Here is a 756-nt window from a genome sequence, read left to right as displayed (position 1 = left end):
CCCCTGAAGAACATCTCGCCGCGTGGCAGGTCGTAGGTCTGGAAGACGCGCTCCACTGTTTCCAGGTAGAAGTCGGCCGCGAGGTCGGCCACGGCCAGGTATTCCTCGTAGAACACGCGCGTGACCTCGGCCTTGTCGAACTCGTCGGCGACGAGGTGCTTGTAGTAGTCCTTGAAGGCGTTGGTGTGCCTGTCCTTGTTCATGCTCATGAAGGCCGACAGCTGCACGAAGCCCGGGTAGACGCGCCGCCCCGCGCCCGCGTGCTGCCAGGGCACATGGCTGATCAGGTTCTTCTTGAACCACGAGATGGGCTTGCTGGTGGCGAGTTCGTTGACGGCGGTGGGGCTGACCCGGCAGTCGATCGGGCCGGCCATCAGCGTCAGGCTGGCTGGCGTGGCGGGGTGGTCGTCCTCGGCCATCAGCGCCACGGCTGCCAGTGCGCTGACGCAGGGCTGGCAGACGGCCACCACATGGGCCTGCGGGCCGATGGCGGCCAGGAAGTCGATCAGGTGGCCGGTGTATTCGTCCAGCCCGAAGCGGCCGGCCGCCAGCGGCACGTCGCGCACGTTGTGCCAATCGGTGATGTAGACGTCATGGTCCTGCAGCAGCGTGCGCACGGTCTCGCGCAGCAGCGTGGCGAAGTGGCCCGACATCGGCGCCACCACCATCACTTTGGGTTGCTCAGGCGCGCCTTCCTTGCGAAAGCGCAGCAGCGTCGCAAAGGGCGTGGTCAGCGTGGCTTCTTCGGTGACAGGC

At 66.4% G+C, this 756-nt stretch carries 1 protein-coding gene; it reads right to left on the bottom strand.

Features of this window, described 5'->3' with window-relative positions; all coding sequences use genetic code 11:
• Positions 1-756, bottom strand: a 756-nt coding sequence (phaZ, locus tag AC1DU6_RS33785) for a polyhydroxyalkanoate depolymerase (protein WP_477862750.1), incomplete at both ends; no start/stop codon positions are given.

Source organism: Roseateles sp. P5_B10, from assembly GCF_056400485.1.
This window is presented reverse-complemented; position numbering and strand designations above follow the sequence as displayed.